Raw genomic sequence first — 24823 nt, 5'->3', positions numbered from 1 at the left:
CGATTACCTGAAACCGGAGGACATCCGATGTCTGCTGCCCCTACCTTGCAAAGCTTCATTGCCGGCCGATGGATCGGCCAACACGGCGCCACGCCGCTGCGCAGTGCCCTGGACGGCCATATCATTGGTTACAGCCACGAGGAGCGCCCGGACTTTGCCGAGGCCATCGAGCATGCCCGGGCTCAGGGCCTGCAGGCCCTCATGGCCATGGACTTCCAACAACGCGCGGCCCGCCTCAAGGCCCTGGCCTTGTACTTGAGCGAACGCAAGGAGCAGCTCTACGCCCTCTCCCACCACAGCGGCGCCACCCGCGCCGACAGCTGGATCGACATCGAAGGCGGCAACGCCACGCTGTTCGCCTACGCCGGCATCGGTGCGCGGGAGCTGCCCTCGGGCAATATTTTTCACGAAGGCCCGGCCATCCCCCTGGGCAAACAGGGCTCGTTCGTCGGCAGCCATATTCTGGTCCCGCGAGCGGGCCTCGCGGTGCATATCAACGCGTTCAACTTCCCGATCTGGGGCATGCTGGAGAAATTCGCCCCGACCTTCCTGGCCGGCATGCCCTGCATCATCAAGCCCGCTACCGCCACCAGCTACCTGACCGAAGCGGTGGTGCGCCTGATGGAGCAATCCGGCCTGCTGCCGGCCGGTAGCCTGCAACTGGTGATTGGCAGCACCGGCGACCTGCTCGAGCGTCTCCAAGGCCAGGACCTGGTGACCTTTACCGGCTCCGCCGACACCGCGGCAAAACTGCGCGTGACCCCGAACCTGATCCGTCACTCGGTCCCCTTCAGCGCCGAAGCCGACTCGCTCAACTGCGCGATCCTCGGCCCGGACGTCAAGCCGGGCGATCCGGCGTTCGAGCTGTACATCAAGGAAGTGGTCCGCGAAATGACCACCAAGGCCGGGCAAAAGTGCACCGCGATCCGTCGCGCCATTGTCCCGGCCCGGCACATCGACGCCGTCGCCAGCGCCCTGCGTGAGCGCCTGAGCAAGGTGGTGGTGGGCGATCCGTCGGTCGAGGGCGTGCGCATGGGCGCCCTGGCCTCCCATGAGCAGCAACGCGATGTCGGTGAACGGCTGCACAGCCTGCTGCAAAGCTGCGACCAGCTGTTCGGCGCCAGCGATGGTTTCACCCCGCGTGGCGAAGGGGTCAGCGAAGGGGCTTTCTTTGCCCCGACCCTGCTACAGGCCCGCGACCCGCATGCCGAAGGCGGCGCCCATGACATCGAGGCCTTCGGCCCGGTCAGCACCCTGATGGCCTATGACGACCTCGACGAAGCCCTGGCCTTGGCTGCACGGGGCAAAGGCAGCCTGGTCGCCAGCCTGGTGACCTGCGACCGCCAGGTGGCGGCCAAGGTCATCCCGGCAGCAGCCGCCTGGCACGGCCGGCTGCTGATCCTCGACCCGCAGGCGGCGCCGGAGTCCACCGGCCATGGTTCGCCGCTGCCGCAACTCAAGCACGGCGGCCCGGGGCGTGCCGGCGGCGGTGAAGAGCTCGGCGGCCTGCGTGCGGTCAAGCACTACCTGCAACGGGCGGCGATCCAGGGTTCGCCGAGCATGCTCACGGCGGTCACTGGCGAGTACGTGCGCGGCGCCGAGGTGATTGAAACCGAGGTGCATCCGTTTCGCCGTTACTTCCAGGACCTGCGCATTGGCGAGTCGCTGCTGACCCACCGACGTACCGTCACCGAAGCCGACCTGGTGAACTTCGGCTGCCTGTCGGGCGATCACTTCTACATGCACTTCGACGAAATCGCCGCCAGGGACTCGCAGTTCGGCAAGCGCATCGCTCACGGCTACTTCGTGCTGTCGGCCGCGGCCGGGCTGTTTGTCAGTGCCGCTCCCGGTCCGGTACTGGCCAACTACGGCCTGGATACCCTGCGCTTCATCAACCCGGTGGGCATTGGCGACACCATCCAGGCCCGGCTGACCTGCAAGCGCAAGATCGACCAGGGCAAGAGCAGCCCGCAAGGCATCCCACAAGGGGTGGTGGCCTGGGATGTGGAGGTGACCAACCAGTTGGGAGAGCTGGTGGCCAGTTATGACATTTTGACCTTGGTGGTCAAACGTGAGGTCAGCCCCGTGGCAACCTGATCTTGAACTGCGCGCCGCCAAGCGCCGACTGCCCTACCGTCAGCGTGCCGCCCTGGCCTTCGATGGCCCGGCGGCTGATCGCCAGGCCCAGGCCGAAGCCGCCGGTGGTGCGGTCGCGGCTGCGGTCCAGGCGGTAGAACGGCTGGAAGATCAGCTCGCGCTGGTCGTGGGGGATACCGATGCCATTGTCCTCCACGGTCAGCAGGCAGTGGCCCTGGGGGTCGAGGCTCAGGCGCAGGAGAATCTGCCCGTCGCAGTAGCGCATGGCGTTGCGTACCAGGTTCTGCAAGGCACGCGCGGTCAGGCGCGGGTCGAGGATGAAACGCGGCAGGTTGTCGTCGGCGCGCACCTGCCATTCGATGCCGCGGCCATCGAGCTCCTCGGCAAAGCTGCCGAGAATGCTGTCGACCAGCTCCAGCAGCGACACCTCGACCCGCTCGCGGGCCTGGTCGGCGTTCTGCAGGCGGCTGTAGGACAACAGCTCGAGCACCAGTTCATCCAGCTCGCGCACATGCCCGACCAGCTCCAGCAGGCGCTTGCGGCAGTTCGCCGGTACCTCGTCGAACAGCAGCACCAGGCCGAAATCCAGGCGCGTCAGCGGCGTGCGCAGTTCATGGGAGACGGCATTGAGCAGTTCGCGCTGCTGGGTCAACAGGCGCTCGACGTCCTGGGCCATGGTGTCGAACACCTGCGCCAGTTCGCCGATGTTCGAGCGCGGCGGAATATGCGTGCGCTGCGACAGCTCGCCCTGGCCCAGGCGCCGGGCGGTTTCCTTGAGGCGTTCGAGGTCGCGCCAGTGCGGCCAGACCCAGAACAGCAGGCAGCCGAGCAAGGCGGCGCCGATCAGCACCGTCACCCCCCATGACAGCAGGCTGATGTCCATGGGATCGGGCGGGTTGCTCAGTTCTACCAGCCAGGTGTCATCCAGTGGCGCCAGGGCCGTTTCGTAGTAGCCCCAATCACCCAGGCGCACCACGAACTGCCCGGCTTTGAGGCGATCGCGTTCCTCATGGCTGAGGCCGATCTGATCCTGGCGGCGCAGCTCTATTTCCAGCGGGGCGAAATCCGCCGCCAGTTCCTTGGCCTTTGCCGGCCATTGCGTGCTCGGCAACTGCTCGAACTGCTTGACGATCAAGCGTTGCACGCCACGGGCCTGGTCAAGGTTATAGGCGATGAAGCGCTGGTGAAAGGCGCCAACGATGGCGTCCGGGATCAGGAAGATCGCCCCGGCGTAGGCAACGATGGTGATCAGGTACAGGCGGATGAGGATTTTCAGCATGAGCCGCTAGAACTCCCACTCGACCCGACTGAACAGATAACCCTTGCCCCACACGGTCTTGATCTTGCGCGCTTCGCCGGCGCTGTCGTCGAACTTGCGCCGCAGCTTGGAAATCGCCACGTCCACCGAGCGGTCGGTGCCGTTGAACTCGATGCCGCGCAATTGCTGGAGGATACGGTCGCGGCTGAGCACCACGCCGGCATTGCGCGCCAGCACCACCAGCAGGTTGAACTCGCCGCTGGACAGCTCCACCGGCTGCTCGCGCCAGAACACGTTGCGCTCGGCCAGGTCGATACGCAGGCCGCCGACCACGATCAGGTCGCTTTCAAGGCGCGGCTCGTTGATGCAGCTACGGCGCAGCAAGGTCCGCACCCGGGCCAGCAGCACCCGTGGCTCGCAGGGTTTGGTCACGTAGTCGTCGGCGCCCATTTCCAGGCCCAGCACCTGGTCGTGGCTGTCGTCGCGGGCGGTCAGCATGAGGATCGGCAGGGCCTGGGACTCGGCGCGCAGCAAGCGGCACACTTGCAGGCCATCGAGCCCGGGCAGCATCAGGTCGAGGATCACCAGGTCCGGCTTGTTGCGCCGCGCTTCAGCCAGCACATGATCGCCACGGGCAATCACGCTGACGCTGAAGTCGTTGCGCTGCAGGTAGCTGGCGATCAGTTCGGACAAGGCGCAGTCGTCTTCGACCAGGAGGATATTGGGCATGGGTAGTTTGACAGGCTGGGAAAGTCAGGCAGGATATAAGAGCTCACGCGCTCGCAGGATAAAGCTTCACACTTTTTTACACATGGCCTACACAGCTTAACTGTTGCCCGTCGGTCGCCTGCCTTAGCATTGCCGGGTCATTTTCGGAAGATCCGCATGTCCACTTCAAGTCCCGCCCGTCTGCGCGCCCTCGCGCCGCTGTTGTTGATCACTTTCGCCCTGAGTGCCTGCGACGACAAATCGCCTGCCGAAGAGAAGGCGCCGCCCAGCGCCGTGCGGGTCGAGACCGTGCGCGTGCAGCCGCTGGCGATCACCACCGAACTCAATGGCCGCATCCTCGCCCCGCGTACGGCCGAAGTGCGCGCGCGGGTGGCCGGCGTGGTGCTCAAGCGCGTGTACCGCGAAGGCAGCGACGTCAAACAGGGCGATGTACTGTTTCGCATCGACCCGGCGCCGTTCCAGGCCGATTTCGACAGCGCCCGCGCAAGCCTGGCCCGCGCCGAAGCCACACTGTTCCAGGCGCGCCTGCAAGACCAGCGCTACCGCGAGCTGATCGGTATCAATGCGATCAGCCGCCAGGAGCATGACAACGCCCGCGCCGCCTTCCTGCAGGCGGATGCCGACGTTGCCGCGGCCAAGGCGGCGCTTGAACGGGCCAGGCTCAACCTCGGCTACGCCACTGTTACCGCGCCGATTTCCGGGCGCATCGGCCGTGCCCTGGTGACCGAAGGAGCACTGGTTGGGCAGAACGAAACCACGCCGCTGGCGACCATCCAGCAGCTCAACCCGATCCACGCCGACGTCACCCAGTCGACCCGCGAACTCAATGCCCTGCGCCGCGCCCTGCGCGCCGGCGAGCTGCAGCAGGTGGGCCAGGACCAGGCCAGCGCGACGCTGATCCAGGACGACGGCACGCCCTACCCGCTGCCGGGCAAGCTGCTGTTCTCGGACATCAGCGTCGACCCGAGCACCGGCCAGATCACCCTGCGCAGCGAGTTCCCCAACCCCGACCTCGACCTGCTGCCGGGCAGCTTTATCCGTGTGCGCCTGGAGCAGGCGGTCAAGCAGCAAGGCATCAGCGTGCCGCAACGGGCCATCCTGCGTGACAGCGCCGGCAAGCCGAAGGTCATGCTGGTCGATGGCGAGCAGCGCATCAGCGAACGCCCGGTGGTGCTGGGCAGCGTGCAGAACGACCGCTGGATCGTCAGCGAAGGCCTGGCCCCCGGTGACCGGGTGGTGGTCGAAGGCCTGCAGCACATCAGCCCCGGCGACCAGGTAGAGGTCGACAACGCGGGCAAGCAAGCCCTCCCCATCGTTCAGTCCAACGGCCAGTGAGGGCCTGATTCATGCCGCAGTTTTTCATTGACCGCCCGGTCTTCGCCTGGGTGGTCGCCTTGTTCATCCTGCTTGCCGGCGCCCTGGCCATCCCGCAGTTGCCGGTGGCCCAGTACCCCGACGTGGCGCCGCCGCAGGTGGAAATCTATGCCGTGTACCCGGGCGCTTCGGCGCAGACCATCGACGACAGCGTGGTCAGCCTGATCGAGGAAGAGCTCAACGGTGCCGACAACCTGCTCTACTTCAGCTCGCAGAGCAGCCTGGGCAGCGCCACCATCACCGCCACCTTCGAGCCGGGCACCAACCCCGACCTGGCCCAGGTCGATGTGCAGAACCGCCTGAAAGTAGTCGAGTCGCGCCTGCCGCGCCCGGTCACCCAGCAAGGCCTGCAGGTCGAGAAAGTCTCCACCGGCTTCCTGCTGATGGTGACCCTCACGGCCATGGACGGCAGCCTTGACGAAGTCACCCTGAGCGATTTTCTCGCCCGTAACGTGATGAACGAGATCCGCCGCCTCAAGGGTGTCGGCAAGGCCCAGCTGTATGGTTCGGAACGGGCCATGCGCATCTGGATCGACCCGGCCAGGCTGATCGGCTTCAACCTCACCCCCGATGACGTCAACGAGGCCATTGCCGCGCAGAACGCCCAGGTGGCGCCAGGCAGCATCGGCGACCTGCCGGGCACCGGCACCCAGGAAATCACCGCCAACGTGGTGATCAAGGGCCAGCTCAGCACGGTCCAGGAGTTCCAGGACATCGTCCTGCGCGCCAACCCCGATGGCTCGACCGTGACCATTGGCGATGTCGCCCGGGTCGAGATCGGCAGCCAGGAATACCAGTACGGCACCCGCCTCAATGGCAAGCCGACCAGCGCCTTCAGCGTGCAGTTGTCGCCGGGCGCCAACGCCATGGAAACCGCGACCCTGGTGCAAGCCAAGCTCAGCGAGCTGTCGCGCTTCCTGCCGCCGGGGGCCAAGTTCGACATCCCCTACGACACCTCGCCGTTCGTCAAGGTGTCGATCCAGCAGGTGATCACCACCCTGCTCGAAGCCATGGCCCTGGTGTTCGCGGTGATGTTCCTGTTCCTGCAGAACATCCGCTACACGCTGATCCCGACCCTGGTGGTGCCGGTGGCGCTGATGGGCACCTTTGCGGTGATGCTGTCGCAGGGCTTCTCGGTCAACGTCCTGACCCTGTTCGGCATGGTCCTGGCCATCGGTATCCTGGTGGACGACGCCATCGTCGTGGTGGAGAACGTCGAGCGGATCATGAGCGAAGAAGGCCTTGCCCCGCGCGAGGCAACCAAAAAGGCCATGAGCCAGATCAGCGGCGCCATCGTCGGCATCACCCTGGTGCTGGTGGCGGTGTTCCTGCCGATGGCCTTCATGAAAGGCTCGGTGGGGGTGATCTACCAGCAGTTCTCGGTGTCGATGGCGGTGTCGATCCTGTTCTCGGCGTTCCTCGCCCTGAGCCTGACCCCGGCCCTGTGCGCGACCCTGCTCAAACCGATCGCCAAGGGTTCGCACCACGAAAAAACCGGCTTTTTCGGCTGGTTCAACCGCCGCTTCGAGAGCATGACCAACGGCTATCAGCGCTGGGTGATCCAGGCGCTCAAGCGCAGCGGCCGTTATTTGCTGGTCTACGTGGTGCTGGTGGCCGGGCTGGTGTACGGCTTCAGCCAGCTGCCCTCCTCGTTCCTGCCCACCGAAGACCAGGGCTACACCATTACCGACATCCAGCTGCCGCCGGGGGCCAGCCGCGCCCGCACCGAACAGGTGGCGGCGCAGATCGAGGCGCATAACGCCACCGAACCTGGCGTGGGCAACAGCACGCTGATTCTGGGCTTCAGCTTCTCCGGCAACGGCCAGAACGCGGCACTGGCGTTCACCACCCTCAAGGACTGGTCCGAGCGCGGCAGCGACGACAGCGCGCAATCGATCGCCGACCGTGCCAACGCCGCCTTCAGCCAGCTCAAGGATGCCATCGCCTATTCGGTGCTGCCGCCGCCGGTGGATGGCCTGGGTACCTCCAGTGGTTTCGAGTTCCGCCTGCAGGACCGCGGTGGCCTTGGCCATGCCGGGCTGATGGCGGCGCGTGACCAGTTGCTGGCGGCTGCCGAAAACAGCCCGGTGCTGGTCAATGTGCGCGAAAGCGCCCTGGCCGAAAGCCCGCAGGTGCAGCTGGAAGTCGACCGCAAACAGGCCAATGCCCTGGGTGTGTCGTTTGCCGATATCGGCAACGTGCTCAACACCGCGGTGGGCTCCAACTACGTCAACGACTTCCCCAACCAGGGCCGCATGCAGCGCGTGGTGGTGCAGGCCGAAGGCGACCAGCGCAGCCAGGTCGATGACCTGTTGAAAATTCACGTGCGCAACAGCAGCGGCAAGATGGTGCCCTTGTCGGCGTTCGTCCAGGCCAAGTGGATCACCGGCCCCGTGCAACTGACCCGCTACAACGGTTACCCGGCGATTGCCGTGTCGGGCGAGCCGGCACCGGGCTACAGCTCCGGCGAGGCGATGAACGAGATCCAGCGCCTGGTCGACCAACTGCCATTGGGCATGGGCCTGGAATGGACCGGGTTGTCGCTGCAGGAGCGCTTGTCCGGCTCCCAGGCGCCGATCCTCATGGCCCTGTCGCTGCTGGTGGTGTTCCTGTGCCTGGCGGCCTTGTACGAGAGCTGGTCGATCCCGACCTCGGTGCTGCTGGTCGTGCCGCTGGGGGTACTCGGCGCGGTGATTGCGGTGAGCCTGCGCGGCATGCCCAACGACGTGTTCTTCAAGGTCGGCCTGATCACCCTGATCGGCTTGTCGGCGAAGAACGCCATCCTCATCATCGAGTTCGCCAAGAGCCTGGTCGATGAGGGCCACGACCTGGTCGAGGCCACGGTGCAGGCGGCGCGCCTGCGCCTGCGGCCGATCGTCATGACCTCGCTGGCGTTCATCCTCGGCGTGGTGCCCCTGGCAATTGCCAGCGGCGCAAGCTCAGCCAGCCAGCAGGCGATCGGCACCGGGGTGATCGGCGGCATGCTCAGCGCCACCCTGGCGGTGGTGTTCGTGCCGGTGTTCTTTGTCGTGGTAATGCGCCTGACCGGCAAGCGCCGGGCCAAGGCTCAAACCGCTGCGCCAGAGGCCAGCGACAGCTGATCTGGACAGACCGCGGCGTGCATGGGAAGGTGAGCGGCTGATACTGCCAGGAACCCTGACCATGCCCGCCGCCCCGCCTCCCTGCTCCATCCTCATTCTTGCCGGTGGCCGCGGCCAGCGCATGGGCGGTCAGGACAAAGGCCTGCTCGACTGGCAGGGCCAGCCGCTGATCGCCCACATCCACGCTGTGGTGCGGCCGCTGACCGACGACCTGATCATCTCCTGCAACCGCAACCAGGACCGTTACCGGCCCTACGCCGATCAACGGGTGGGCGATGCCGAGGCGGACTTTCCCGGCCCGCTGGCCGGGGTCTTGGCCGGGCTGGCAGTGGCGCGCCACGACTGGATGCTGGTGCTGGCCTGCGATGCCCCCTTGATCGACCAGGCCCTGATCCTTGAGCTGATGAACCTGGCCAATGACCAGCAGCAACCGGCGATGGTCCGCCAGGGTGGTTACTGGCAGCCGATGTTCAGCCTGATCCCCTGCGCCTTGCGCAGCGACTTCCAGCAGGCCTGGGATAACGGCGACCGGGGTGTGCAGCGAACCTTGCGCCGGCACCCGCTGCGGGCGCTGGAGTGCGCCGAGGGAGACCCGCGCCTGAGCAATTTCAATACCCCGGATTTTTTGCGCGGCTGATCGCGGGGTAAACTCAGTAGTCCTGCCCCGCCACCACCGTCGCCTGTTTACCCGGCTGTACGACGCGCTGGAATGCCGCCTTTACTTGCGCAGGCGTTACCGCCTCAAGCTGCTCGCGCCAGGTCACCAGACTGTCGTCCGGCAGCTGGTTCAAGGCGACCTGCGCCACGTGTTCAAGCAGACGCTGGCGGCTGGTACCGTCAAAATGGGCTAGCAAACGCGCCTTGGCCTCGTCCAGCTCCTCCGGGCTCGGGCCTTCGCTGACAAAGCGTGCCAACGCTTGATGAACCGCCTGCTCGGCCTGCTGCTGGTACCCGGCGCTCACTTCCACAGAGATCACAAACGCCCCGGCTTGCTGGCCCATGGCGAAATAGCTGGCCGACTGCCAACTGACATCACCGCCAAGCGCCTGGCCGATGGCCCGATTGAGCCGCGTCGGCCAGTGCTCGCCACCGAGAATGTCGCTGCCCAGCAGCAACGGGAAAAAGTCCGGGTCGCTACGCGGCACCGCCGGCTGGCCGATCTGAATCCAGATCGTGCCTTTCAGTGGCTCGATCTGCTGCTGGCTGGCCTGGCTCAACGCCTGCACCTTGGGCAGCGCTGGCAAGGCTGGGCACTGACCGCTCGGCAAGCGCCCGAGCACCGCGCTGGCCACGGCATCGGCCTGGGCCCGGTCAAGGTTGCCGACCAGGCTGACCGTGGCCCGGCATGGCAACATCATTGCCGTGTAATGGCTGCGCAGATCTTCCATGCGGGTGCGCTCGACCATGGCCGGGGTCAGGGCATAACCAAACGGCAGCGCGTATTCGTATAGATCGATCTGCTTGTTGCGCTGCAGCCCCGGGCGGGTCAGCTCGCGGCCATAAGGATGGTCGCCGTAGACCGCCTGGGCAAAGCGATGGCCCACCCCGGGGAAACGCTTGGTGGTTTCACCGTTGACCTGGCGAAGGTAATAGGGCTTGGCCCGCAACCAGATACTGCCGGCAAAGGCCGGCTCGGCAATCTGCCGACCAAGCAATGCGCTGGCCTCGGCCTGGCGCTGGGGGCTGTTGTCGGTGATGGTCAGCAGGTAGCTGAAGCGGTCGGCATCGACCTGGGTAACGAGTTGGCTGTCAAGGCGCATCCAGTTCATTCGCAGCGCGTTGCCGTTCAGTTCCGGGGCGTCGCCCTGGGCGTGGACGCCTTCCACCGCCAGGGCTGCACCGAGCACCGCCAGGCCCGGTTGGTCCTGTGGGTCGCGGCGGCTGCCGGCATCGAAGTCGACCTGGATCTGCAGGTCGCTGGCCTGGCTTTGCGCCAACAGGTAGATCCGCGCGCCGCTGGGCTGGGTCCAGTGTTCAATGGCCAGGTTGTCGGCAGCCACGGCCGGGGCGATTGCGCTCAATCCCAACGCGCAGGTGAAGAGTCGTTCCATCAGGGTCATAGCAATTACTCAAAGGACCAAGGCGCGGACGCTACGCACTTGGCTCGCGCAGATCAAGCCCGGGCAACGGCTGACACTGGCGCCGGCAGGCTTTATGCTCAGTCGCCACCTTTTCAGGGTGAAATAAATGGTTCTTCACGGAATCCCGGGGGCTATGATCCTTGGGTTGGGTTGGGTTGTTGCGGTTACGGCTGCGGGCTTATCCATTTGATGTGGCGCGGCAGCCGGCCCCACACTGAATGGATAAACTCACAGCCTCAACATCCCAACCCTGAATTCCGTGAAGAGCCATAAAAAATGCCAGCCCTGAGTGCCCGCGAGGTTTGCCAGCAACTGCGTGACGCCGCCCTCGGCGTTCGCCCGTTGCGCCGTGTCGGGGTTGAGATCGACATCGATGGCTGGCGCCTGCGCCTGGATTTCGACGGCAGCCACTTGCACCATTGCCTTGCCTGCCGCAGCAGCGATGGCCGTGAAGGCACGCTGGACAGCTGGCAATGGGGCACAGATCCAGTGAGCTTGCTTAGCACCTGGGAGCTGGCGCAGGTCGAGCGGTTGCTGCGCCTACACACAACAAATTCAACAGATTGTTGATATTTAAAATTCTCGTTGATAGCCTGTCTTCACCGCCCAACGCCCACGAAGGCTCCGATGAAGGTTTGCCCAGCAGAAAACCACGAACACCAACTCATCCTCGGCGTGCTGCGCAGCACCCTGAAAATGCTCAGCCAGGTCGTCGGTAACCATACCGAGATTGTCCTGCACGACCTGCTCAACCCCGAGCGCTCGATCCTCGCCATCGCCAACGGCCATGTCACCGGGCGCCGGGTCGGTGATTCGCTGCTCGGCAGCCCGCGCCATGACCTGGGCTTTGCTGCGGTGCGCCGGGCCATGGACGATCGCAGCAGCTGCGAGCCGATGGTGGTCGACAACTACGCCACCCTCGCCCCCGACGGGCGTACCTTGCGCAGCGCTACCGTGGTCTATCGCGACAGCAGCGGGCAGCCGTTTGCCAGCCTGTGCGTGAATGCCGACCTCAGCGCCGTCGAAGCTGCACACCAGTTGCTCGGCGGGCTGCTGGGCCTGGCCAGTGCTGCCGCGCCGGTGGCGGACGAGACCAAGGACCTGCAACAGCTGATGGCCGAGATCATCCACGACGCCTGCCCCGGCGGCGTGCTCGGTATGAAGAAGGCGCAAAAGCGCGAAGCGGTGCGGCTGATGCAGGAACGCGGCCTGTTTCTGGTCAAGGGCGGCATCGAAAAGGCCGCCGCCTCGCTCGGGGTGACCCGCTACACCATCTACAACTACCTGGAGCAGCTCCGGGCAACAGACAACGGACAGGAATGACCCATGCAACTTGAAATGTTCCAGGTAGACGCGTTCTCAGCAACGGCGTTTGGCGGCAATCCGGCGGCGGTGTGCCCGCTTGAAGCCTGGCTGGCAGACGCGACGCTGCAGCAGATTGCAGCCGAGAACAACCTCTCGGAAACCGCGTTTGTGGTCGCCAACGGCGAGCTGTTCGAGCTGCGCTGGTTTACCCCGACGGTAGAAGTCGACCTGTGCGGCCACGCCACCCTGGCAGCGGCCTGGGTGCTGTTCGAGCAGTTGGGCGAGCAACGCGACACCCTGCGCTTTACCACCCGCAGCGGCGAGTTGCGCGTCCGGCGTGACGGCGCTCGCCTGGCCATGGACTTCCCCGCCCGCCAGCCACAGGCGCTGGCGGTGCCCGAGGGCTTGTTGCACGCGTTGGGGCTTGAGCGGATCGAAGCGCTGTACCGCACCGATGACTACCTGGTGGTGGTCGACGACCCGGCGTTGGTCGAAGGTCTTGCCCCCGACTTCGCCGCCCTGGCCGCCTTTGACGTGCGCGGCATCGCCGTCACCGCTCCCGGCCGTGAGGTAGACTTCGTCTCGCGCTGGTTTGGCCCGCGGGTAGGCGTCAATGAAGACCCGGTCACCGGCTCTGCCCATACCTCGCTGGCGCCCTACTGGGCCGCGCGCCTGGGCAAGCGCAGCCTCAGCGCCGAGCAAGGCGGCCTGCGCAAGGGCCAATTGCATTGCCAAGTGCTCGACAACGGCCGGGTGATCATCAGCGGCCAGGCGGCGCTGTACCTGCGTGGCACGATTTTTATCTGAGCAGGCTCAACCACTGCCCACCCAGGCCACAGGCGATCACCACCAGCCAGGGCGGCAGCTTGAAGGCCATCAGTGCGACCAGGGCCAATAGCGCCAGGGCGACGTCCAGGGGCTGGAGAATCGCGCTGGTCCACACCGGCTGGTAAAGCGCTGCCAGCAACAGCCCCACCACCGCCGCGTTGACGCCGCGCATCGCCGCCTGCATGCGCAGGTTGCTGCGCAGGCGCTCCCAGAATGGCAGCGCACCGAACACCAGTAAAAACGACGGGGCGAAGATCGCCAGCAGACACAGTACCGCCCCCAGCCAGCCGGACTGCGGCCCGTGCATCGAGGCGCCGAGAAAGGCGGCGAAGGTGAACAAGGGGCCGGGGACTGCCTGGGTGGCGCCGTAACCCGCCAGAAAGGTCTCGTTGCCAACCCAGCCGTTGGCGACCACTTCGGCCTGCAGCAGCGGCAGCATCACGTGCCCGCCACCGAATACCAGGGAGCCGGTGCGGTAGAAGGCATCGATCATGTTCAAGGTCGGGCTGGCACCGAGTCCGGCCAGCAACGGCAAAGCCAGCAACAGGGCGAAAAACAGCAGCAACCAGAGGCTGCCCGCACGATGGCTGACGGAGGTCGGCAAGGGATCGTGCTCGACGCTTTTACCCGGTTTGAACAGCATCAGGCCGGCAACACCCGCTGCCGCAATGACCGCGACCTGCGCCCAGGCCGCAGGCGCCAGCAGCACCAGGCAGGCAGACGCCAGCATCAGCAAAATCCGCGGCGCATCCGGGCACAACGTGCGGGCCATGCCCCACACCGCCTGGGCGACAATCGCGACCGCCACCACCTTCAGGCCATGGAGGATGCCGGCCGGGACCGACTCGGCATAACCGGCCAGCCCCAGGGCCAGCAGCGTCAGAGCCAGCGCCGAAGGCAGGGTGAATCCCAGCCAGGCCGCCAGCGCCCCGGCGTAACCTGCGCGTGACAGGCCCAGGGCGATACCGACCTGGCTGCTGGCAGGGCCCGGCAGGAACTGGCAAAGCGTCACCAGGTCGGCATAACTGCGCTCGCTCAGCCAGCGGCGGTGACTGACGAATTCGTCGCGAAAATAGCCGAGGTGGGCGATGGGGCCGCCGAAGGAGGTCAGGCCCAGGCGCAGGAAAATCAGGAAAACCTGCCATGGCGTGTGATCGTTGGCGTGGGGCATACAACGCTCGTTCTTCTGGACTGCGCCCATCTTGCCAGCGATGGGCTTTGTGCAGCCAGAAAATTACCAGCGCTGCGCACTCGATCGCGGGGCAAGCCCGCTCCCACAGGTTCAGCGCTGCCTTCAGCATTGGATTGATGCCGGCTCAGAACGCCTTGCTGGCACTCACCACCACAGTCGCCGAGCACAGGTCGTCATAGCCATACCAACTGCTGCACTCGCTTTTGGACAGGTCGGTGTCGATGTAGCTCACCGCCCAGGTCACGCCGACGAACTCGCGGCTGAGCTTGGCTTCCCATTCATGGTACGCATTGCGGTCATCGCCACTGGCCGACCAGAACGCCGGATCCTTGACATCGTTGCGCCCTGCCCTCAGTTCCAGGCCGACCTCGGCCGGCAAGGTGAAGCTGTAGGCAACATAGCTGTACAGGGTGTCCTGGTCCTTGCCAAAGGCGTTGGGCGCATCGCTGGAGTAATAGGCGCCCAGCTTGAGGCCATAGAGGTCAAGGATGGCGTAGACCTCGCTCATGTTGAACTGGCCTTCCTTGGGGTAGCTGTACTTGAGGTAACCAATATCCAGGCTGATGGCATCGCTGGCCTGCCAGTACCAGCCGGCGTAGTACTCGATCTCCTGACGGGTCTTGTAGTCGAAGCCGTAATCCACCGTCGAGGTCCAGGCGCCCAGGTACAGGCCACTGCTGTGCATCAGCGTGGCGCCGGCCTGCAACGCCGGGTCGCCGAGGCTTTGCGAGATGCCTCGGGAGCGGTAGTCGCTGGTGGCGGCCAGGCTCATGTCGAGGCTGAAGTCAGCGTTGAGTGTCAGTGCCTGGGCCGTCAGCGGCGCCAGGCAGGCGAAAGCAATGAGCAAGCGTGTGTTCATACCAGACCCTTGTTGTTATGACTGTGCGGGTAACGGCGGTGTCAGGACTCGCTGGCGTACACCTGCTTGCCGGCGAAGTAGGTCTTGAGCACCCTGGTGTCGAACAGCTCCTGGGCACTGACCTTGAACACATCACGATCGAGCACGATCAGGTCGGCCTGCTTGCCGGGCGCCAGTGAGCCGATCTGCCGTTCCAGGCGCAGGGCCTTGGCGGCGTTGAGGGTGTAGGCCTGGAACATGACCTGGCGGTCGACGCTTTCCTTGGCATTGAGCACACCCAGCGGGCCCTTGCGGGTCATGGCCTGGGCAATGGCATTCCAGGGGTTGGGGCTGGACACCGGCCAGTCGCTGGCGCCGGCGATCAGCGCACCGGCCTGCTGCAGCGAATGCGCCGGGTATTGATAGGCGTAGCCCTGGGCGCTGACGTAGGGTTTGACCAGCTCGACGGTGTAGTTTTCAGCGGTCGCCCACAGCAGTTGCATGGAGGCGATCACCCCCAGTTGCTTGAAGCGCGCAAAGTCCTTGGGGTCGACCATCTGCAGATGGCTGATGCTGTGAGCCTGCGGCCTGCCCTGCAACTTGCGTGCATAGGCCACGCCGTTGAGCGACTCGCGCACCGCCCGGTCACCGACCGCGTGCATGTGCACGATCCAGTCGTGCTGCTCGGCCGCGGCCACCAGCTCGCCGAAATGCTCCGGGTCGATCAGCAGCTGGCCGTTCTTGTGGCTGTTGCTGTACGGGGTGATGACCGCCGCCGACTGCCCGGGGTACTCGAGCACGCCATCGACAAACACCTTGATGCCCGGGAAGCTCAGGTTGGGCACGCCTTCGAACTGCTTCACGACCTGGGCCAGCACCTCAAGGTCGGCCGGCCGGCTCTTGGGGTTGGTGATCAACAGCGCCGCGACATGGGCATTGAGCTCGCCACGTTCGGCCAGCGCCCGGTACAGCGGCAGCACGCCAACGGTCTGCGCCGTGGCCTTGAAATCGAACAGCGAATCGCCGCTGCCGGCATTGGCTGCGGCATCCATCCAGGCGGTGACGCCGTACTGGTTGTTGACCCTGACCGCCTCGCGCGCGGCCTTGAGCATCACTTCCTGGCTGGCCGCGGGGATCTGGCTGCGGACCTGGTCCCAGCGCGCTTCGGCGAAGTAGCCGTTGGGGCTGAAGTCGGCCTCGTGGCCGACATAGCTGCGGTCTTGCTCGGACAGGCTTTTGACCCACGCCGCGTCGATCTGCAAACGCTTGAGCATGGCCTGGTTGGCCCAGCCGGTATGGCCGTCGATGCCACTGAGCACCAGCGGCTGAGTGGCCCAGCGGCCTTGGTTGAACAACTGGCCAAGCTCGCGGCTGTTGTCCCAATAGGCTGAACTCGCCCCGGCGACACTGATCACATCGCCAGCCTTGCCACGGCCTTGTTCGACTTCGGCGAGGATCCACTGCTCAAGCTCGGGCAGCGGCTTGACCTCATCCTGCAGGTTGGCGCCGAGGCTGTCGTAGGCTGCCACTACCGGATGGCTGTGGCTGTCGATCATGCCGGGCATCAGCACCTTGCCGGCCAGGTCGATGCGTTGCGTGTGGGCGTCGGCCAGGGCCTGGATCTGTGCGTCGCTGCCCACTTGCAGGACCTTGCCATCCTTGACCGCGACCGCCTGCACCAGGCCCTGGCCGGGTTCGCCGGTGTACACCTTGCCGTTGAACAGTACCAGGTCGGCGGCGGCCAGGGCCGGCAGCGAAGCACAGGCCAGCGCAGTGGCCAACAGCGTGGGGATCAATCGTTGCATTGCAGCGCTCTCTTGTTGTTATAGGGCTGGTGACACCCTATAGAGCGCAGCGCGGCAATGGACCTCTGCAAATGAGGAGGGTCAGGCAGTTTTTTCCGCCAGCGGCATCGACAGACGCAAGGCCGCACCCAGCTCCACCTTGCTCTTGACCCCCAGTTGCACATAGCAATTGCGCAGGTAGGTGCGCACCGTCGCCGGGCTCAAGGACAGCATGCGGGCGATTTCCTTGTAGGAGTGGCCGGCGGCAAACAGCATGGCTGCGGTGCGCTCGCGGGGCGCCAGCAGCACCCCTGGCGTCGGCGCTTCCAGCGACAGAATCACATGCTCGCCGTTGGCGCTGAGGGTCAGGCTGCTGCGGCCCAGGCGCATCACGCACGGCGCCCTGGCCAGTTGCGCGCACACCGGGGGCGGCAGCAGCGAGCCACTCCAGCCTGGCAGCGCCTGCTCGATTGCCGCACATACCCGCGCGCCCACATACAGCAGGCTGCCATCGAGGCGGGCAATGGCAAAATCGGCGGCGGCGTTGCCGGTATCGAGACGGATCATGTCCTGCACCTGGAAGCGCCATAGTTGCAGCAGGTGCTCGCAAAAGGCGGCGAACAAGCCGTCTTCGCTTTCGCAAAAGGCAGCGTCGTGCTCGCCGCGGTACAGGCAGACGTAGAAGTTCAGGCCGCTTTGCGGCAGCTCGAAGGTGATGCACATCAGGTGGTAGAGGTCGTAGCGGCGGGCGAAGACATTGACCGCTTCGTTGGGGTCGGTGAACTCGCTGTCGCGCACTACCTGCCCTGGCCGCGCCAGGGTGGTATGGGCGAAACAGTCGATGTCGGCGACCTCGCTCCAGTCGCGGGCAAAGGCCGGCGGCAGGTCGATGCGCCCGTGCATCCAGCTTTGCGGTGCAGCGCTGGCGCCAGCGCCAGCGCCAGACATCTCGCCCCACCAGGCCGAGGCAAATGGCACGATCGCGCGAAACGCCTGCAGGCCCTCGGCGATGAAGTGCGAGCCGCCACCCTCGCGGGCCAAGCTCGCCAGTTGCAGGACACAACGATTGAACGCATTGAACCGGGTACTGCTGAGCATTGGCCAACCCTGTTTGCTGCCGAACGGTGGCGCCGACAGTGACACAGGGGTGGGAGAGCGTCCAGCCTGCGCCGCTATGACTAAACGGTCGTCGGCAAAGCCGATTGCAGTTGCCGCTCCACCCACCAGGACAGCGGCAGGGTCAGCAGCAGGATTGCCGCCAGGCTGATCACCGCCGTGGTGATGCCGGCGCTATCGCCAACAGCGCCAAACACCACCGGTGCCAGGGCGCCGCCGCCGATGGTGCCGGTGTAGAACAGGGCAAAGGCCTGGTCGCGCCTGCCCGCCCCCGCCAGCTCCGGCACCACGCCGTAGAGCACCGACGAGGTGCCGTTGAGCACCAGGCCCAGCAGCGGCAACAGCACCAGCATCGGCGTCAGCGGCAGGTACAGCATCAACACGATCAGCAGTGCCGTCAGCGACTCGGTGCACCACACGGTTTTCATCATACCGATACGCGCGCCCAGGTAGCCGCACAGCAGCTTGCCGAAGGCGCCGCCGACGAACAGCAGCATCAGCGCCAGGCCGATACCGGCGGAGCCTGCGCCCTTGGCTTGCAACAAAAACGGCAGAAAGGTCAGAAAACCCATGCGTACGGCGCTGTCGAGGGTGCCGGTGAGCAGCAAGGCGGCCAGGCCGCTGCTGGAGTCGCTACCAACAGCAGTCACTGCTTTGCGCACACTCGGCGCCGCCGACGGCTGCGGCGCAATCAGCCACCAGAGCAGCGCAGCGGCCGCAAGGCCAAGGAGGCCCAGCACGGTGACGCTGGTTTGCCAGTTGGTCACCACCAGCAGCAGGCCAACCCCGGCAGGCACCAGCATCTTGCCGATATCACCGGCAAAGTTGTAGTGCGCCAGCGCTTCCTTGACCCCGCCGCCAGCCTCATGGCTATCGCTGACCAACGACGATGCCAACGGGTGCTGGGTACTGGCACCGAGGCCGCCCAGCAACAAGGCGAACAGCAGCATACCGACGCCACCGGCCTGCCCGGCCACCAGGTAGGCCAGCCCGGCCAGGGCGGTGCCGCCGACCAGCAGACGCTCGCGGCCCCAGCGTTTTGCCGCACGGCTGGCCAGCAGTTGCAGGCCGGCCATCATCCCGGCGTAGGCGCCACGCAGCAGGCCGACCTGAGCGAAGCTCAGGGCAAACTGCGCCTGCCACAGCGGCAGTAAAACGTAGATGACATCGGTGAGGCCGTCGTGCACGGCGTGGGCCATGCTCGCGGCAATCAGTGGACGGCGGCGGGTGTTCATGCATAAAGGCTCGGGCGGGAAGACCAGAGCCTTTATAGATCACGGATTTTGCGGATGACCAATACCGTTTTCAGACCGATCGATACCCGATCAGTACACCGCCCCCACCGGATAGACAAAGGCATTGACGTCATAGAACGGCGTACGCTGGTAAAACCAGTGCAAGCGGGCGCTGGGGCTGGCGGCGAAGGCCTTGTCGCTTTTGAGCTTGCTGTCGAACTCGGCCTTGAGCTTGGGGCTTTCGGCAAGCATCTTGCGCGCCATCGGCTCCATCACGTACTCCTCCGGTTCTTCCGCCGCCACCAGGGTCGCGTTGAAAAAGCCCCAGGCCCAGAACGAGTCGGGGCTTTCGGGGTACAGCAGGTTGACCGCCAGCACGCCCAGCGGCTGGTCGGTATCGATCACCACCGAACCGGCCGGGAAAGTCTGCAAACGCTCCAGTGGCTTGGCCACGCCGCTGACCAGCAGGCGCCCTTCGTAGCCTGGGATCTGGTTCACCTGGGTGCGATCGGGCTCAAAGCCCCCCGCCACTTTTACCTGATCCATGCGATACAGCGTGACGGCAATCGGCGTCGGCTTGTCGAGGGTGGTCATGTGGATGCCATGGGCCTTGAGCCGGGCGATCACCTCGCGCCACTGGCCCGGCACCACATACTGCCTGGGCCGTTTGACCACCAGGTCGGGCTCGGTGTTACCGGTGACCGGCACGCTGAGCTTTTTCGGCGTGTTGCTCCAGACAATGGTCCTGGCGCCGGTAATCGGCGACTGCTCATAGCGGTAGTCACCGACGGTAAAAGCCGTGGCCTGGGCCTTGCCCGGTTTCCAGGTCAGAGTTACCTGTTCCTGGGCATCGAGGCGCTCACGGTCCTGGCGGATGGCTTCGCTGAGCGACACCGCCTGGTCGCCGATCACCTGGAACATGCTCTTGAGCATCACGTAGTTGCCCAGCACCTGGGTTTGATACGGGTGCAAAGCGTGTTGCTCGATGAGGATTGACGGCACGCTGCGGATGTCGCCGTACTGGTTGGAAAAGCGCGCGTAGTCGGTGCGGTACGGGTAGTAACCCTGGGTCGGGTCCTGGTTGCTGTTGAGGCTGATGCATTCATGCACCACATGGCCGTCGGCCTCCAGCGCCTGGTACACCGGTGCGCGCATGACCTTGTCGATCCAGGCGCTGCTGGCCGGCGACCAGCCGTTGCCATTGTGGCAATAGGAGCTGTCGTAGGGGTACATGGCGCCGTCGGTGGAATGGGTGTCGGCAAAAAAGCTCAGCTGGTAGGTGTTGAACACCCAGGCGACGTTGCGGATCTCGGCGCTGTCGAGCTTGGTGAAATCGCGGTTGAGGTTGTAGTTCAGGCCGTTGACCCGCCAGCCGGTTTCATCCGGGCCGTTCTGGTTGATCCGCCCATAGGCGCTGCGGCGCAGGTCGCCGTCGACGTTGACGGTGGGAATGAAAAGGATGTTGACCTTCTCCAGCAACGCAGCCAGCGGCTTGTCGCCGGTGGTCATGTCACGCAGGAGCATGAACATTGCGTCCTTGCCGTTGGCCTCGCCCGGGTGAATCTCGGCCTCGACGAAGATTGTCGGCTTGCCGGACTCGTTGAGCCCGGCGGGCGACTTGTCGACCTCAAGGGAGGCAATGGCCATCAGCATCGGGTGGCCTTCGGCGCTTTTCTCCGGCAGGTCGTTGAGCACGATGCTGCCACCCGAGGCAGCGGCCAGGCGGGTCATGTAGGCGCGGGTTTCGTCGTAGTTGCTGGTCTGGCGAAATTCGCTGGCTTCGGCCTGGGTGATCAGCGGGTTGTCCGGCTTGGCCAGGTAGCGGGTGCTGGCCAGGGTCTGGGCGAACATCGGTGGCAGGATGCGCTGCTTGGCAGCCGGGGAATACAGGCTATCGTCGATATACGACGGCGCGCTGGGCAACGCCGCCAGGGCTGGTAAGCCAGCGCCCAGCGACAGCGCGACAACGAGGGGCTGCAAAAGCGGGTGTTTCATGATCGATCCCTGTCATGAGAGGCAGGTGCCCACCTTAAACCACAATGTGTAAGCAGACGAGAGCCAGACAGGCTCACAGGTACGGCTGTTCTTCCCCCGGGCTGCGCTGGAAATGGCGCTTGTACTCGCGGCTGAACTGCGAGGTGCTCTGGTAGCCCACCCGGTGCGCCGCCTGGGCCACGCCCGTGCCCTCACCTATCAGCATCTGCTGGGCCTTGAGCAAGCGCAGGCGCTTGAGGTACTGCATCGGCGACAGCAAGGTGCTGCGCTTGAAGTGCTCGTGAAAGGTCGAGGCGCTCATGTTCGCGCACGCCGCCAGGGCTTCGACGCTCAGCGGTTCGGCATAGTGCTCGCGCAAGTAGCTGAGCGCCGCCGCGATGCGGGCAAAGTGGCCCTGTTGCTCGACCAGTGCCCGCAACACCCCGGCTTGCGGCCCGCGCAAGGCCACATACAACACCTCCCTGACCCGCGCCTGGCCCATCACCTGGCAATCCAGCGGGTCGTGCAGGCAGCGCAGCAAACGCTCGACGCTGTCGCGCATGGCCTCATCCAGCGCCGCCGAGGTCATCGACTCCGGGGTTTGCGCCTTGATCGCCCGGTCTGGCGCCAGGCCCATGCTCTGCACCAGTTCGCCGAGCACCACACGGTCGATGGCCACCGACACTCCCAGCAGCGGCTCCTGTTCGGTGGCGAAGGTCTCGCACATGAACGGCACCGACAGCGCCTGCACCAGGTAATGACCGGCGCCGTATTCCAGGGTACGCGGCCCGAGGCGTGCCAGCTTGCTGCCCTGGGCGAGGATCATCAGGCTCGGCTCGTAGATCTGCGGGCTGCTGGCCACGTAGTGACTGGCCGACAGTACCTGCACCTGGGCAAGTGGCGTGTCGACGAAACCCGGGCGTAACGCCAGAGAGCGGATCAGGGCACAGAGGGCGGCGTTGGCATCGGAGTGGCGAGTGAGCTGCATGGAAAACCGCACGGAGGAATGGACACTGACATCATCGCAGTTTCGCAGCTATGCGCCAGGGGCTGGCGACCAAGTACGGAGTTTTAGGCATGAGACACGGAGGAATGACGATGGGCGGCTCGCCGCCGGATGCGCAGAATGCGCAGCCTTCACCGACCACCGTTTTTTGAGGCCCTATGTACACAGCCATCGGTTACGCCGCCCAGTCCGCCACCGCGCCCCTGGCGCCCATGACCTTCCAGCGCCGCAGCCCGCGCGCCGACGATGTGGCGATCGAGATTCTCTACTGTGGCGTGTGCCACTCCGACATTCACCAGGCCCGCAACGAATGGGGCATCGCCGTCTACCCGCTGATGCCCGGCCACGAGATCGTCGGCAAGGTAACCGCCGTCGGCGCCAACGTCAGCCGCTATAGCGTCGGTGACCTGGTGGGTGTGGGCTGCATGGTCGACTCCTGCCGCCACTGCGAAGCCTGCCAGGCGGACCTGGAGCAATATTGTCTGCAAGGCCCGACCATGACCTACGCCACCCCCGACCGGGTTGACGGCAGCAACACCATGGGCGGTTACTCCAGCAGCATCGTGGTCAGCGAGCACTTCGTCGTGCGCATCCCGCAAGGCCTGGACCTGCCCAGCGCGGCGCCGATCCTCTGCGCCGGCATCACCACCTACTCACCGCTCAAGCATTACGGGGTCAAGCCCGGCGACCGCGTCGGCATCCTCGGCATGGGCGGCCTGGGCCATATGGGCATCAAGTTCGCCAAGGCCATGGGCGCCGAAGTCACCCTCTTCACCCGCTCGCCGGCCAAGGCCGAAGAAGCCCGGCGCCAAGGGGCCGACCACGTGATCGTGTCCACCGATGAGGCGCAGATGCGCGCCGCAGCCGAGCGTTTCGATTTTCTGCTCGACACCATCCCGGTCCAGCACGACCTCAACCCCTACCTGCAGACCTTGAAGTTCGACGGCGTGCATATTCTTGTCGGCCTGATCGAGCCGGTCGACCCGGCGCTGCACGCCGCCAACCTGGTAATGAAGCGCCGCGTACTGGCCGGCTCGCTGATCGGCGGCATCGCCGAAACCCAGGAAGTGCTGGAGTTCTGCGCCGATCATGGCATCAGTTGCGATATCGAGATGCTCGATATCCGCCACATCAACGAAGCCTTCAGCCGCATGATCGCCGGCGATGTGAAGTACCGTTTCGTCATCGACATGGCCACGCTCAAGGCCTGAGCCTGTCAGGCAAACACCTGACTGTATTCGTGAGCGCGGTGCAGGGAAATCCCGTTGGCCTGCTCCAGTGCCAACGGGTGGTTGCTGTCGGTCAGGGTCACGCTGGGGCGCGAGGTCGGGCCGCTCAACTGCAACTGGCCTTCAAGCCCCAGGGTTTCTGCCAGGGTCGGAATACTGTTGGCCAGGCGCACGGCAAAAGGCGGCTCGGCGGCCTGGCGCTCATCGCGCCAGAGCTCGCAGACACGCTCGAAATCCGCCGGCTGCAGTTCGACCCAGATACCGATGCAGTAGCTATCGTTGATGTGCGCCACGGTCAGCGGCAACAGCGCCCGCAAAAAGAACCGCTCGCCGGCGATCACGCACCAGTCGTTGCTGTCCTTGACCTTGTTCTGGCGATCCTCGGCGCTAAGTGCGAACAGCGCATCCGGGCGCCGGAATGCCAGTTCACCCAGGTCATCGGCGTGGTCCTTGCCGCACTGACTGCACATCATCAAAGTTGCCTCCTGCATCGGATCGATTGGTAAAGGGTGGCGACTCTAGCAGGCTCGCCGGACAAAGTTGAGCTGCGGCTGATTGCCCCACTCGGCTTGGCCGCAGTTTTACTGGGCTAGGATTAAGGGTTAAGCCATTGCCAGCCACCTGAGCAGGAATCTTGGTGCTGGCCACCTTCCTGCTCAGCCACTTCGAACTGTTCGGCCTCAAGCAGGCGTTCGACGCCTTTCGCCCACACCCCGGTGAAGCCAGCGCCTTCAAGACCCCCTGGTTGTACCAGCTGGTGCGCCACCCGTTGTACCTGGGCGTTGTCATGAGCTTCTGGGCGACGCCGCACATGACGGTTGGCCACTTGCTGTTTGCCGGGGTGAGTACCTTGTACATCCTGATGGGCACGCTGCTGGAGGAGAAGGACCTGGTGCAGTTGTTTGGCGAGCAGTATCGGCAGTATCAGCGCAAGGCCGGGATGTTGTTGCCTTTTGTGGGGCGCAGATAGATTGATCGCGGGGCAAGTCGAGGCGTCGCACCGCCGCTCCCACAGGATTGCGCGGCCCCGCGATGCTTTTGGCTACACCGACACTTTCAACATCCCCCGCTCGACAATGAAATCAATCACCCGCTGCAAGCCCTGCCCGGTCTTGAGGTTGGTGAAGGCCCACGGCCGTTCCGGGCGCATGCGCCAGGTGTCCTTTTCCATCACCTCCAGCGAAGCGCCGACATAAGGCGCCAGGTCGATCTTGTTGATCACCAGGAAATCCGACTTGGTGATCCCGGGCCCGCCCTTGCGCGGGATCTTCTCGCCTTCGGCGACGTCGATCACGTACACGGTGAGGTCGGCCAGCTCCGGGCTGAAGGTGGCGCTGAGGTTGTCGCCGCCGCTCTCGACGAAGATCACTTCGAGGTTGCCGAATTTGCGCGCCAGCTCTTCCACCGCCGCCAGGTTCATCGAGGCATCCTCACGGATCGCGGTGTGCGGGCAGCCGCCGGTCTCCACCCCGACGATGCGCTCGGGGGCCAGGGCGCCGGCCTCGGTGAGGATGCGCTGGTCTTCCTTGGTGTAGATGTCGTTGGTCACCACGGCGATTTCATAATGGTCGCGCATGGCCTTGCACAGCGCTTCGAGCAGCGCGGTCTTGCCGGAGCCGACCGGGCCGCCGACACCAACGCGCAGGGGTTGCTGATAGCTTTGCATGGGGCTTTCC

Annotated in this window: 21 protein-coding genes; 9 read left to right on the top strand and 12 right to left on the bottom strand. The window is 65.1% G+C overall.

Annotated elements, in window-relative coordinates:
• Window positions 1-27: 27 nt before the first annotated feature.
• Window positions 28-2097, top strand: a complete 2070-nt coding sequence (gene paaZ, locus ABIE20_RS00480; protein ID WP_429501837.1) for a phenylacetic acid degradation bifunctional protein PaaZ — start codon at window positions 28-30, stop codon at window positions 2095-2097.
• Here paaZ and ABIE20_RS00475 read toward each other — a convergent pair.
• Together ABIE20_RS00475 and ABIE20_RS00470 are read right to left on the bottom strand one after the other, a co-directional pair.
• Window positions 2078-3376, bottom strand: a complete 1299-nt coding sequence (locus tag ABIE20_RS00475; RefSeq protein ID WP_429501836.1) for an ATP-binding protein — start codon at window positions 3374-3376, stop codon at window positions 2078-2080. The genes paaZ and ABIE20_RS00475 overlap by 20 nt on opposite strands.
• Before the next feature lie 6 nt (window positions 3377-3382).
• A complete protein-coding gene (locus tag ABIE20_RS00470) occupies window positions 3383-4084 on the bottom strand; it encodes a response regulator transcription factor (RefSeq protein ID WP_115086479.1) in 702 nt (233 codons plus the stop codon).
• Window positions 4085-4240: 156 nt separating this feature from the next.
• On the opposite strand from ABIE20_RS00470, the gene ABIE20_RS00465 reads away from it, so the two are divergent.
• The 3 genes from ABIE20_RS00465 (at window position 4241) to mobA (ending at window position 9196) form a co-directional block, all read left to right on the top strand.
• Window positions 4241-5419: an efflux RND transporter periplasmic adaptor subunit gene (locus ABIE20_RS00465; protein WP_429501833.1), complete on the top strand. Its 1179-nt coding sequence runs from the start codon at window positions 4241-4243 to the stop codon at window positions 5417-5419.
• Between the two features lie 11 nt (window positions 5420-5430).
• Window positions 5431-8559, top strand: a complete 3129-nt coding sequence (locus tag ABIE20_RS00460; protein WP_429501831.1) for a multidrug efflux RND transporter permease subunit — start codon at window positions 5431-5433, stop codon at window positions 8557-8559.
• 61 nt (window positions 8560-8620) lie between these two features.
• Window positions 8621-9196, top strand: coding sequence for a molybdenum cofactor guanylyltransferase MobA (mobA, locus tag ABIE20_RS00455; protein WP_429501829.1), 576 nt, complete (start codon window positions 8621-8623; stop codon window positions 9194-9196).
• Between the two features lie 13 nt (window positions 9197-9209).
• Here mobA and ABIE20_RS00450 read toward each other — a convergent pair whose 3' ends face one another.
• Window positions 9210-10619: a M16 family metallopeptidase gene (locus ABIE20_RS00450; RefSeq protein ID WP_429501827.1), complete on the bottom strand. Its 1410-nt coding sequence runs from the start codon at window positions 10617-10619 to the stop codon at window positions 9210-9212.
• A 297-nt stretch (window positions 10620-10916) separates the two neighbouring features.
• Here ABIE20_RS00450 and ABIE20_RS00445 point away from each other — a divergent pair, with 297 nt between their 5' ends.
• From ABIE20_RS00445 to ABIE20_RS00435, 3 genes are read left to right on the top strand one after another with little or no spacing between them, the layout of a single operon-like run.
• Complete coding sequence (locus ABIE20_RS00445) at window positions 10917-11210, top strand: DUF7693 family protein (RefSeq protein WP_429501825.1); 294 nt, start codon at window positions 10917-10919, stop codon at window positions 11208-11210.
• A 57-nt stretch (window positions 11211-11267) separates the two neighbouring features.
• Complete coding sequence (locus tag ABIE20_RS00440; RefSeq protein WP_429501824.1) at window positions 11268-11963, top strand: helix-turn-helix transcriptional regulator; 696 nt, start codon at window positions 11268-11270, stop codon at window positions 11961-11963.
• Between the two features lie 3 nt (window positions 11964-11966).
• Complete coding sequence (locus tag ABIE20_RS00435; RefSeq protein WP_429501822.1) at window positions 11967-12752, top strand: PhzF family phenazine biosynthesis protein; 786 nt, start codon at window positions 11967-11969, stop codon at window positions 12750-12752.
• Here ABIE20_RS00435 and chrA read toward each other — a convergent pair.
• The 7 genes from chrA to ABIE20_RS00400 form a co-directional block, all read right to left on the bottom strand.
• Complete coding sequence (gene chrA, locus ABIE20_RS00430; protein WP_429501821.1) at window positions 12745-13944, bottom strand: chromate efflux transporter; 1200 nt, start codon at window positions 13942-13944, stop codon at window positions 12745-12747. The two genes, ABIE20_RS00435 and chrA, sit on opposite strands and share 8 nt — an antisense overlap.
• Before the next feature lie 145 nt (window positions 13945-14089).
• Window positions 14090-14824: a TorF family putative porin gene (locus tag ABIE20_RS00425; RefSeq protein ID WP_429501820.1), complete on the bottom strand. Its 735-nt coding sequence runs from the start codon at window positions 14822-14824 to the stop codon at window positions 14090-14092.
• Between the two features lie 41 nt (window positions 14825-14865).
• Window positions 14866-16608: an amidohydrolase gene (locus ABIE20_RS00420; protein WP_429501818.1), complete on the bottom strand. Its 1743-nt coding sequence runs from the start codon at window positions 16606-16608 to the stop codon at window positions 14866-14868.
• An 81-nt stretch (window positions 16609-16689) separates the two neighbouring features.
• Window positions 16690-17685: a response regulator transcription factor gene (locus ABIE20_RS00415; RefSeq protein ID WP_429501816.1), complete on the bottom strand. Its 996-nt coding sequence runs from the start codon at window positions 17683-17685 to the stop codon at window positions 16690-16692.
• Window positions 17686-17765: 80 nt separating this feature from the next.
• A complete protein-coding gene (locus ABIE20_RS00410) occupies window positions 17766-18938 on the bottom strand; it encodes an MFS transporter (protein WP_429501814.1) in 1173 nt (390 codons plus the stop codon).
• Window positions 18939-19028: 90 nt separating this feature from the next.
• Entirely contained in the window at window positions 19029-20933 is a 1905-nt protein-coding gene (locus tag ABIE20_RS00405; protein ID WP_429501812.1) for a M14 family metallopeptidase, read from the bottom strand.
• A gap of 73 nt (window positions 20934-21006) precedes the next feature.
• A complete protein-coding gene (locus ABIE20_RS00400) occupies window positions 21007-21900 on the bottom strand; it encodes an AraC family transcriptional regulator N-terminal domain-containing protein (RefSeq protein WP_429501810.1) in 894 nt (297 codons plus the stop codon).
• Window positions 21901-22076: 176 nt separating this feature from the next.
• Between ABIE20_RS00400 and ABIE20_RS00395 the strand changes: the two genes are divergently transcribed.
• The gene (locus ABIE20_RS00395) at window positions 22077-23129 is read left to right on the top strand and encodes an NAD(P)-dependent alcohol dehydrogenase (RefSeq protein ID WP_429501809.1); all 1053 of its coding nucleotides are present in this window, start codon (window positions 22077-22079) and stop codon (window positions 23127-23129) included.
• Between the two features lie 5 nt (window positions 23130-23134).
• Here the strand turns inward: ABIE20_RS00395 and ABIE20_RS00390 are convergent, their stop codons facing one another.
• Window positions 23135-23620 (bottom strand): DUF2199 domain-containing protein, encoded by a 486-nt coding sequence (locus ABIE20_RS00390; protein ID WP_429501807.1) that lies wholly within the window; start codon window positions 23618-23620, stop codon window positions 23135-23137.
• Window positions 23621-23784: 164 nt separating this feature from the next.
• Here ABIE20_RS00390 and ABIE20_RS00385 point away from each other — a divergent pair, with 164 nt between their 5' ends.
• Window positions 23785-24117 carry a methyltransferase family protein gene (locus ABIE20_RS00385; RefSeq protein ID WP_429501805.1) on the top strand — a complete coding sequence of 111 codons (333 nt, stop codon included), beginning with the start codon at window positions 23785-23787 and terminating at the stop codon, window positions 24115-24117.
• Between the two features lie 72 nt (window positions 24118-24189).
• Here the strand turns inward: ABIE20_RS00385 and ureG are convergent, their stop codons facing one another.
• Entirely contained in the window at window positions 24190-24813 is a 624-nt protein-coding gene (gene ureG / locus ABIE20_RS00380) for an urease accessory protein UreG (RefSeq protein WP_045198646.1), read from the bottom strand.
• Window positions 24814-24823: the final 10 nt, after the last annotated feature.

Origin of the sequence: Pseudomonas sp. 2835, assembly GCF_050435905.1 — a bacterium.
Taxonomy (GTDB): domain Bacteria; phylum Pseudomonadota; class Gammaproteobacteria; order Pseudomonadales; family Pseudomonadaceae; genus Aquipseudomonas.
The sequence above is the reverse complement of the archived record's forward strand: the minus strand, read 5'-3'. Positions and strand labels throughout refer to the sequence as shown.

Bases quoted from the DNA above. Each gene is read 5' to 3' on its own strand.
- ABIE20_RS00420 (WP_429501818.1), bottom strand. From the start codon at position 16,608: ATGCAACGATTGATCCCCACGCTGTTGGCCACTGCGCTGGCCTGTGCT.
- ABIE20_RS00395 (WP_429501809.1), top strand. From the start codon at position 22,077: ATGTACACAGCCATCGGTTACGCCGCCCAGTCCGCCACCGCGCCCCTG.
- ABIE20_RS00415 (WP_429501816.1), bottom strand. From the start codon at position 17,685: ATGCTCAGCAGTACCCGGTTCAATGCGTTCAATCGTTGTGTCCTGCAA.
- mobA (WP_429501829.1), top strand. From the start codon at position 8,621: ATGCCCGCCGCCCCGCCTCCCTGCTCCATCCTCATTCTTGCCGGTGGC.
- ABIE20_RS00425 (WP_429501820.1), bottom strand. From the start codon at position 14,824: ATGAACACACGCTTGCTCATTGCTTTCGCCTGCCTGGCGCCGCTGACG.
- ABIE20_RS00450 (WP_429501827.1), bottom strand. From the start codon at position 10,619: ATGACCCTGATGGAACGACTCTTCACCTGCGCGTTGGGATTGAGCGCA.
- ABIE20_RS00435 (WP_429501822.1), top strand. From the start codon at position 11,967: ATGCAACTTGAAATGTTCCAGGTAGACGCGTTCTCAGCAACGGCGTTT.
- ABIE20_RS00465 (WP_429501833.1), top strand. From the start codon at position 4,241: ATGTCCACTTCAAGTCCCGCCCGTCTGCGCGCCCTCGCGCCGCTGTTG.
- ABIE20_RS00410 (WP_429501814.1), bottom strand. From the start codon at position 18,938: ATGAACACCCGCCGCCGTCCACTGATTGCCGCGAGCATGGCCCACGCC.
- ABIE20_RS00475 (WP_429501836.1), bottom strand. From the start codon at position 3,376: ATGCTGAAAATCCTCATCCGCCTGTACCTGATCACCATCGTTGCCTAC.
- ABIE20_RS00470 (WP_115086479.1), bottom strand. From the start codon at position 4,084: ATGCCCAATATCCTCCTGGTCGAAGACGACTGCGCCTTGTCCGAACTG.
- ABIE20_RS00460 (WP_429501831.1), top strand. From the start codon at position 5,431: ATGCCGCAGTTTTTCATTGACCGCCCGGTCTTCGCCTGGGTGGTCGCC.
- ureG (WP_045198646.1), bottom strand. From the start codon at position 24,813: ATGCAAAGCTATCAGCAACCCCTGCGCGTTGGTGTCGGCGGCCCGGTC.
- ABIE20_RS00440 (WP_429501824.1), top strand. From the start codon at position 11,268: ATGAAGGTTTGCCCAGCAGAAAACCACGAACACCAACTCATCCTCGGC.
- chrA (WP_429501821.1), bottom strand. From the start codon at position 13,944: ATGCCCCACGCCAACGATCACACGCCATGGCAGGTTTTCCTGATTTTC.
- ABIE20_RS00400 (WP_429501810.1), bottom strand. From the start codon at position 21,900: ATGCAGCTCACTCGCCACTCCGATGCCAACGCCGCCCTCTGTGCCCTG.
- ABIE20_RS00405 (WP_429501812.1), bottom strand. From the start codon at position 20,933: ATGAAACACCCGCTTTTGCAGCCCCTCGTTGTCGCGCTGTCGCTGGGC.
- ABIE20_RS00445 (WP_429501825.1), top strand. From the start codon at position 10,917: ATGCCAGCCCTGAGTGCCCGCGAGGTTTGCCAGCAACTGCGTGACGCC.
- ABIE20_RS00390 (WP_429501807.1), bottom strand. From the start codon at position 23,620: ATGATGTGCAGTCAGTGCGGCAAGGACCACGCCGATGACCTGGGTGAA.
- paaZ (WP_429501837.1), top strand. From the start codon at position 28: ATGTCTGCTGCCCCTACCTTGCAAAGCTTCATTGCCGGCCGATGGATC.